The sequence below is a fragment of the Micromonospora sp. MH33 genome (assembly GCF_003013775.1).
Taxonomy (GTDB): Bacteria; Actinomycetota; Actinomycetes; order Mycobacteriales; family Micromonosporaceae; genus Micromonospora; species Micromonospora fulviviridis.
Genome location: NZ_MUYZ01000321.1, coordinates 1 through 7599, shown reverse-complemented (window position 1 = coordinate 7599; position 7599 = coordinate 1). Strand labels below are relative to the sequence as shown.

6 protein-coding genes, 1 tRNA gene and 1 pseudogene are annotated in these 7599 nt (G+C 73.9%); 4 read left to right on the top strand and 4 right to left on the bottom strand.

Annotated features, from left to right (window positions below; translation table 11 throughout):
- Together B0E53_RS30880 and B0E53_RS30875 are read right to left on the bottom strand one after the other, a co-directional pair.
- Nucleotides 1-906, bottom strand: a 906-nt coding sequence (locus B0E53_RS30880; protein WP_146167824.1) for a hypothetical protein, incomplete at its 3' end; no start/stop codon positions are given.
- 68 nt (nucleotides 907-974) lie between these two features.
- Nucleotides 975-1595: a response regulator gene (locus B0E53_RS30875; RefSeq protein ID WP_091320605.1), complete on the bottom strand. Its 621-nt coding sequence runs from the start codon at nucleotides 1593-1595 to the stop codon at nucleotides 975-977.
- Between the two features lie 103 nt (nucleotides 1596-1698).
- On the opposite strand from B0E53_RS30875, the gene B0E53_RS30870 reads away from it, so the two are divergent.
- Together B0E53_RS30870 and B0E53_RS30865 are read left to right on the top strand one after the other, a co-directional pair.
- Nucleotides 1699-1772, top strand: a tRNA-Leu gene (locus tag B0E53_RS30870).
- Nucleotides 1773-1807: 35 nt separating this feature from the next.
- Entirely contained in the window at nucleotides 1808-2557 is a 750-nt protein-coding gene (locus B0E53_RS30865; RefSeq protein ID WP_107079210.1) for a helix-turn-helix domain-containing protein, read from the top strand.
- A gap of 6 nt (nucleotides 2558-2563) precedes the next feature.
- Here B0E53_RS30865 and B0E53_RS30860 read toward each other — a convergent pair whose 3' ends face one another.
- Complete coding sequence (locus B0E53_RS30860; RefSeq protein WP_107079209.1) at nucleotides 2564-3739, bottom strand: aminotransferase class I/II-fold pyridoxal phosphate-dependent enzyme; 1176 nt, start codon at nucleotides 3737-3739, stop codon at nucleotides 2564-2566.
- Between the two features lie 83 nt (nucleotides 3740-3822).
- On the opposite strand from B0E53_RS30860, the gene B0E53_RS30855 reads away from it, so the two are divergent.
- Together B0E53_RS30855 and B0E53_RS30850 are read left to right on the top strand one after the other, a co-directional pair.
- Nucleotides 3823-4302 (top strand): Lrp/AsnC family transcriptional regulator, encoded by a 480-nt coding sequence (locus tag B0E53_RS30855; protein WP_107079208.1) that lies wholly within the window; start codon nucleotides 3823-3825, stop codon nucleotides 4300-4302.
- A 47-nt stretch (nucleotides 4303-4349) separates the two neighbouring features.
- Nucleotides 4350-5360 (top strand): LLM class flavin-dependent oxidoreductase, encoded by a 1011-nt coding sequence (locus B0E53_RS30850; protein ID WP_246835682.1) that lies wholly within the window; start codon nucleotides 4350-4352, stop codon nucleotides 5358-5360.
- Nucleotides 5361-5525: 165 nt separating this feature from the next.
- Here the strand turns inward: B0E53_RS30850 and B0E53_RS30845 are convergent.
- Nucleotides 5526-7167 (bottom strand): annotated as a pseudogene (locus B0E53_RS30845) (cellulose binding domain-containing protein).
- Between the last annotated feature and the right edge of the window lie 432 nt (nucleotides 7168-7599).

The following is a 7599-nucleotide window of genomic DNA, read 5'->3' as shown; positions in this document are numbered from 1 at the left end:
GGCGCCGCCCAGGCCCCCACCCGGCCGCCACGCGTCGCCCTCGCCCAGCCAGGCGCCCAGACCGTCGCCGCGCCGGCCGACCGCCACCATCCGGTCCCCCGCCCGCACCACCCGCTGCAGGTCCTGGTCCGCGTCACCGCCCGGCAGCACCGCGCGCCGCCAGGCCGACCCGTCCGCCGAGGTCCACACCACGGCCTGAGATCCGGTACGCCCCGACGGCAGCACCGAGCCCACCATGAGCCATCCCGACGCCGTCGCCGCGCCGTCCGCCACCCAGGGCCGGCCGGTCGCATCCGTGGCCAGCCCCGGCACCGCGCTCACCAACCGGAACTCCGACCCGTCCGGGGACACCCAGGCCGCCGCACCGGTCGCCCGGTTGCCGGAGAGCAGCCAGCCCCGGGGCCCGCCCGCGATCCGGCCCACGTTCACCGCGTCCGCGCCACCGAACACCTCGAACTCGGCCGGCACCTCGACCAGCGAGCCGTCCGCCACCTGCCGCCAGGTGCTGATCCGCGGATTGCCGTGCACCCCGCCGCTCTTGCCACCCACCGCGCCCAGCCGGCCGTCCCGGCAGCCCGCCGCCGTCAACATGTTCTCCACGCCGTAGGGGCTGCGCGGCACCGGCCGCAGCGGAGTCCAGGTGGCCGCGTCGGCGCTCGACCAGGCCGCCGGGTGCGTCACCCCCGCGGCGTCCACCACCGCGCCCACCACGAACCAGCGGCCGGCGCAGGAGGCCACGTCGCGCAGCGCCAACCGGCCGGACAGGCCGGACGGCATCGGCAGGGTGACCGGCTGCCAGGCCGGACGCAGCGGCTCGGGCTCGGGCGCCGGCTCGGCCCGGCCGGACGAACGGCAGGCAGCGAGCAGCACCACGAGCAGGCCGAGCACCGCCAGCGGACGCCGCATGGCGGCGATCGTATCGACCGGGCCCGACACGGGGAACCCGCCGATCCGGGCCGGCGGCCGGTACGCCGTCAGGAGGCGGGCTGGGCCACCTCGCCGCCGGCGGTCTCGGCGAGGATCCGCTCGGCGACCTCCTTCATGGTCATCCGGTGGTCCATGGCGGTGCGCTGGATCCACTTGAACGCCTGCGGCTCGGTCATCCCGTACGTCGTCATGAGCGCGCCCTTGGCCCGCTCGACGGTCTTGCGGATCTCCAGCCGGTCGGTGAGGCCCGCGACCTCCGCCTCCAGCGCGGCGATCTCCGAGTAGCGGGACAGCGCGATCTCCACGGCCGGCACCAGGTCGCTCTTCTGGAACGGCTTGACCAGGTAGGCCATCGCGCCGGCCGCGCGGGCCCGCTCCACCAGGTCGCGCTGGCTGAACGCGGTCAGGATGATGACCGGGGCGATCCGCGCGCCGGCGATCCGCTCGGCGGCGGCCAGCCCGTCCATGATCGGCATCTTGATGTCGAGGATGACCAGATCCGGCTTCAGCTCCTCGGCGAGCTTGACGGCGGTCTCGCCGTCACCGGCCTCGCCGACCACCTCGTAGCCCTCTTCCACCAGCATCTCAGCCAGGTCCAGCCGGATGAGCGCCTCGTCCTCGGCGATCAGAACGCGCTTGCGCTCGGCATCCGTCTGCATCTCGGCCACGAGCCACTCCCACCAGTTCAAGCCCGACACCGCCGTGCCGGGTGTCGTCGCCCTTAGCGTAGTGGGTAACCTATGGCACGACGCGAGAGCGTCGGGCGAGCCTGTCCCCGTATTCCAACCGGTAGAGAAACGGAGCTCAAACCTCCGACAGTGTGGGTTCGAATCCCACCGGGGACACCGAAAGTGTCGTACGGGCGTCCGAAGATGGCCCTGTGCATCCACCCGAGATACGCGCCCGAGCCCGACGGCTCTACCTGTCCGGCGCGACCGTCGCGGAGGCGGCCCGCGCCGTCGGGGTCTCCTATCCGACCGTCCGACAATGGTGCAAGGTCCGACCGGAGCCGAAGCAACGGGGCACCGAGTCGCGCTGCATCCGCTGCCGGTCCGACGTCGACAATCCGACAGACCTGGCGCAGTACGCCTACCTGCTCGGCCTCTACCTCGGCGACGGGCACCTGGTCACCACCGCGCGGGTGCCGGTGCTCCGGGTCTCCTGCGCCGACGCCTGGCCCGGCCTGATCGCCGCGTGCGAGCAGGCGATGAGGAACGTCCTCGCCGGCGCCGTGCAGCGCGTGCGGCACCAGGGCTGCGTCGTGGTGCAGAGCTACGGCAAGCACTGGCCCTGCCTGCTGCCGCAGCACGGACCGGGCAAGAAGCACGAGCGCCGGATCGTCCTGGCCGACTGGCAGCGGACCATCGTCAAGGCGCACCCGGGCGACTTCCTCCGTGGCCTCTTCCACTCCGACGGGTGCCGGTTCGCCAACCGGGTGGTGGTGCGCGGAAAGGAGTACGTCTACCCGCGCTACATGTTCACCAACGAGTCGGCGGACATCATGGGCCTCTGCCAGTGGGGTCTCGACCTGCTCGGCATCGCCTGGCGGATGAACCGGCGCAACTCGCTGTCGGTGGCGCGGCGGGACGCCGTGGCGGCGCTGGACCGCCACGTCGGCCCCAAGACCTGACCCTCCTCAGAGCACCGCGAGCGCCTGCGCCAGGTCGGCGCGCAGGTCCTCCGGATCCTCCAGCCCGACCGACAGGCGCAGCAGCCCGCCGCACGGCTTGGCGTCGCTCTCGACCGGCCGGTGGGTGAGCGAGGCCGGGTGCTGGATCAGCGTGTCGACGCCGCCGAGCGACACGGCGTGGGTGATCAGCCGGCAGGCGCCGGCGACGGCGGCCGCGGCGGGGGCGCCGCCGCGTACCTCGAAGGCGAGCAGGCTGCCGGGGCCGGACATCTGCCGGCCGACGAGCCCGGCCGGGTCGCCGACGGTGGGGTGGTGCACCCGGGCGACGGCGGGGTGGTCCGAGAGCCAGGCGGCGAGTTTCTCGGCGCCGGCCTGCTGGGCGCGGACCCGCAGCGGCAGGGTCTGCAGGCCGCGGTGCAGGAGGTAGGCGCCGAGCGGGTGCAGGACGGCGCCGGTGACGGCGCGGACCTGGCGCAGCCGGGCGGCCCAGTCGGGGGCGCAGGCGACGACGCCGGCGAGGACGTCGCCGTGGCCGCCGATGCTCTTGGTGGCGCTGTGCAGCACGAGGGCGGCGCCGTGCCGGGCGGGTCGCTGGAGCACCGGGGTGGCGACGGTGTTGTCGACGAGCAGCGGGACGTCGCCGGCGGCGGTGGCGAGGGCGGCGATGTCGACCAGGTCGAGGGTGGGGTTGGCCGGGGTCTCGACGACGACCAGGGCGGTGTCGGGGCGGATCGCGGCGGCGACCTGGCCGGGCCGGGCCCAGGTGACCTCGGTGCCGAGCAGGCCGGTGGCGAGCACGTGGTCGGTGCCGCCGTAGAGGGGGCGGACGGCGACGACGTGCCGCTTGCCGTCGCGGGTGGCGGCGAGCAGGGTGGCGGTGAGGGCGGCCATGCCGCTGGCGAAGGCGACGGCTTCGGCGGTGCCTTCGAGCTGGGCGAGGGCGGTCTCGAAGCGGGCCACGGTGGGGTTCCAGAGCCGCTGGTAGACGGCGCTGCCGCCGGCGGGGAGGGTGCCGCCGGTGGCGAGGGTCTCGTACGCGTCGCCGCCGCCGGCCACGGAGGGCAGCGGGTTGGTGGTGGAGAAGTCGATGGGCGGTACGTGGACGCCGAGATCCGCGAGGTCCTCGCGTCCGGCGTGCACGGCTGCGGTGTCCACGGCGGTCATGCCGGAAGCGTCGAACATGAGTGCGTCATCGAGCAAGAGGAGCGAAGAAGATTCTGCGCCGGCCCCTTCCGGGTGAGGGAAGTTCGGGGAAAGATGTCCACATGCCTGTCGCACCGAATGATGTACGGCCCTTCGCGGCGCTGGACGACACCGACCGCGCGATCCTGGTTGAGCTGGCGGCGGACGGCCGGTTGCCGAACAACGCCCTGGCCGAGCGAGTGGGGGTGGCCCCGTCGACGTGCCTGACGCGGACCCGGGCCCTGCGCGAGTGCGGGGCGATCCGGGGGTTCCACGCGGAGGTGGACCCGGCGGCCGTGGGGCTGCCGTTGCAGGCGCTGGTGTCGGTGCGGCTGGCGGCGCACGAGCGGGCGGCGGTGGACGCGTTCCGGGCCCGGTCGGTGCGGCTGCCGGGGGTGGTGTCGGTGTTCCACGTGGCGGGCGCGGAGGACTACGTGCTGCACGTGCGGGCGGCGTCGGGCGACGCGCTGCGGGACTTCGTGCTGGACCACCTGGCGGTGGATCCGGCGGTGCACCACACCCAGACGAGTCTGATCTTCGAGCAGGCGCGCGGTTTGGGCTGACGCACCCGGGGGGAACAAATCCGGCGTGCGGCGGGTTGAGCACTGTCGTGATCGACGTACCCCTGTCTGTTCTTGATCTTGCCCCGGTGGCCGCCACCGGCAGCGCCGGCGAGGCGCTGCGGCACACGACCGAGCTGGCCCGCCGCACCGAGGAGCTGGGCTACCGCCGGTTCTGGGTGGCCGAGCACCACAACATGCCGGCGATCGCCAGTTCCGCGCCGGCGGTGCTGCTGGCGCACCTGGCGGCGCACACCTCGACAATCCGGCTGGGCTCCGGCGGGGTGATGCTGCCCAACCACGCCCCGCTGGTGGTGGCGGAGCAGTTCGGCACCCTGGAGGCGCTGCACCCGGGCCGGATCGACCTGGGGATCGGCCGCGCGCCGGGCACCGACCAGGTGACCGCGCTGGCGCTGCGCCGGACCATGGAGGGGCTGTCGGCGGAGCACTTCCCCCGTGAGCTGGCCGACCTCATGAACTACTTCAGCGGCGCGGAGCCGGGTCCGATCACCGCGACCCCGGGCAGGGGGCAGTCGCCGGCGGTGTGGCTGCTCGGGTCGAGCGGCTTCAGCGCCCAGCTGGCCGGGCTGCTCGGGCTGCCGTTCTCGTTCGCGCACCACTTCAGCGCGCAGAACACCATTCCCGCGCTCCAGCTCTACCGGCAGAGCTTCCGGCCGTCGCAGTGGCTGGAGCAGCCCTACGCGATGGTGGCGGTCAACGCGGTGTGCGCGGAGACCGATGAGCGGGCCGAGTGGCTGGCGGGTCCGGCCGGGTTGTCCTTCCTGAAGCTGCGGTCGGGGCGGCCGGAGCCGCTGGCCAGCCCGGAGGAGGCGGCCGCCTACCCGTACTCGGAGCTGGAGCGCGAGTTCGTGGCGCAGCGGCGGGAGGGTCAGGCGACCGGTTCGCCGGAGACGGTGGCCCGGCAGCTGGGCGCGCTGCTGGAGCGCACCGGCGCCGACGAGCTGATGCTGACCACGATGGTCTACGACGTGGCCGACCGGGTCCGCTCGTTCGAGCTGATCGCCGAGCGGGTGGCTGGTGGCCTGCGCCGGAAGGGCTGAAACACGCTCTTCATAGCTACGTCACCCCACCGTCGCGCGGACCGCCTAACTTTGGTGCCGGTGGTGGTACGGCATTCCCGGTCGGGACGGGTCGGGAGTGCTGCGGTGTGGTGCACCGGGTCGCCGGCGGAGCGGATTCCGCGGCCGGCGACCCGGTGCCTTCGTTCAGCGCAGGTAGATGTTCGGCGCGGGCGGGGTGCTCATGCCGTCGCCGAGGTGGAAGCCCGGGTGCGGCGGCTGGTTGTATGCGGTGTTCTGCCAGGCGATGGCGACCCGGTACTGCGGGTCGTGCATGAGCGTCGGCAGTCGCAGGCTGGTCGGGGTGGGTGTGCTGTAGATGCGCAGCGCCGTGCTGTCGGCGGTCCGCCAGACCACCTCCTCCCGCCAGTCGCCGAGGATGTCGCCGGAGAGCGCCGGGGTGGACTTGGTGCCGTTGTTCGACGCGACGCCGCTGCCGGTGAGCAGCCGGGTGTCGCCGCCGGTGCCGTACTTGTCGATCCGGGTGCCGTCGAGCAGTTCACGCACCGGGTCGCCGTCCCACCAGGCGAGGAAGTTCGCCGAGGACGGCTTGCGGCCGATGTTCTGGCCCCTGGTGTTGAGCAGGCCGTCGACGGCGGAGGACCAGGACTCCGCGCCGGGGCTGCCGGCCCAGACGTCGTCGGAGACGCCGCGGCCGTTGTCGCCGTTCGGGGCGGTCTGCCAGAGCAGTTGTCCGGTGCGCGCGTCGGCCATCCAGGAACTGGGCTTGCTGCCGTCCTCGTCGACCTTGAAGACCTCCAGGCCGGCGCGGGCCGGGTCGAGGTCGCCGAGGTGCATCGCGTCGCCGTGCCCGTTACCGGTGGACCAGAGCAGCCGGCCGTTGTCGTCGATGGTGGCGGCCCCGTACACGATCTCCTGGCGGCCGTCGCCGTCCACGTCGGCCACCGAGAGGTTGTGGTTGCCCTGGCCGGCGGCGGCACCGTTGCCGCTGGTGTTCGAGTCGAAGGTCCACCGCTTGCGGAGGGTGCCGTCGCGGAAGTCCCAGGCGGCGATCACCGCGCGGGTGTAGTAGCCGCGGGCCATGATCAGCGAGGGGCTCGGCGCCGTTCACCACGGCCCGCACCGTGTACGCCGACCCGGCGGCCGCGCCGCTGTCGAGGTAGCTGGTGGCGCCGGTGATCGGGGCGCTGTTGACCCGGGTGCCGCCGCGGTAGAGGTTGGACGACACCCCGGAGGTCTCGGTGCCGAGCAGCCGCCAGGAGACCAGGTTCCCGCTGCCCGAGCGGACGCTGGCCAGCCCCCGGTCGAGCTTCTCCATCTGCTTCGCGCCGGCGGGCGGGGTGGTGGTCGTCGGGGTCGGGGTCGGACTCGCCGAGGTGGGTGGCGGCGCGCTGGTGGGGGTGGTCGCGCCGGTGCAGGTGGCGCCGTTGAGCGCGAAGCTGGTCGGGGCCGGGTTGCTGGTGTCGTTCCAGGAACCGTTGAAGCCGAAGGTGGCGGTGCCGCCGGTGCCGACGGCGGCGTTCCAGCCGGCGTCGCGGGCGGTGACCTGGGCGCCGGACTGGCTGACCGTGGCGTTCCAGACCTGGGTGACCTGCTGCCCGGCGGCGTAGCTCCAGGTGAGCGTCCAGCCGTTCACCGGGTCGCCGAGGTTGGTGACGGTGACGTCGGCGCCGAAGCCGCCGCTCCACTGGTTGGTGATCCGGTAGTCGACGCGGCAGCCGGTGGCCGCCGCGGCGGCGGTCACCGTGGTGAGGCCGCCGGCGACGAGGGTGGCCGCCGAGGCCGCGGCGAGCAGCACGGTCCGGCGACGCGGGATGAAGGGGTGCACGAGGATGCCTTTCGCGGAGGTCAGGCACGCGACGGACGCGCCGGCCTGCCCGGACCGGCGGAGAGGGTACGTCGCGCTGACGTGACGGGGGGACGCCGTCGATCGACGTCGGTGATTCGGCTCCGCGCCCCGTCAGGGTAGGACAACGCTTTCCCGCCGCACAACCGCCGCGTCGATCCGGTGGGGGTGACCGCGCCGGAACCGGCGCCGATCGAGGGACCGCCACCGCCCGCCCGGCAACTCCCGGGTGGCGCGCTGCCCGTGGGAGGCGTCGGATGCGCCCCGTCCGGGGGGTCAGCCCTCCACGGCCGCGGCGAGCCGGCGCGGCTCCTCCGGCACGGCGGCGCCAGCACCGGCCCGGGAAACCGGGTCGACGGTCGCGGCGACCGGACCGGCGGCCGGGTCGGTGGGCGGCGCGGCGGCGGTCTCGGC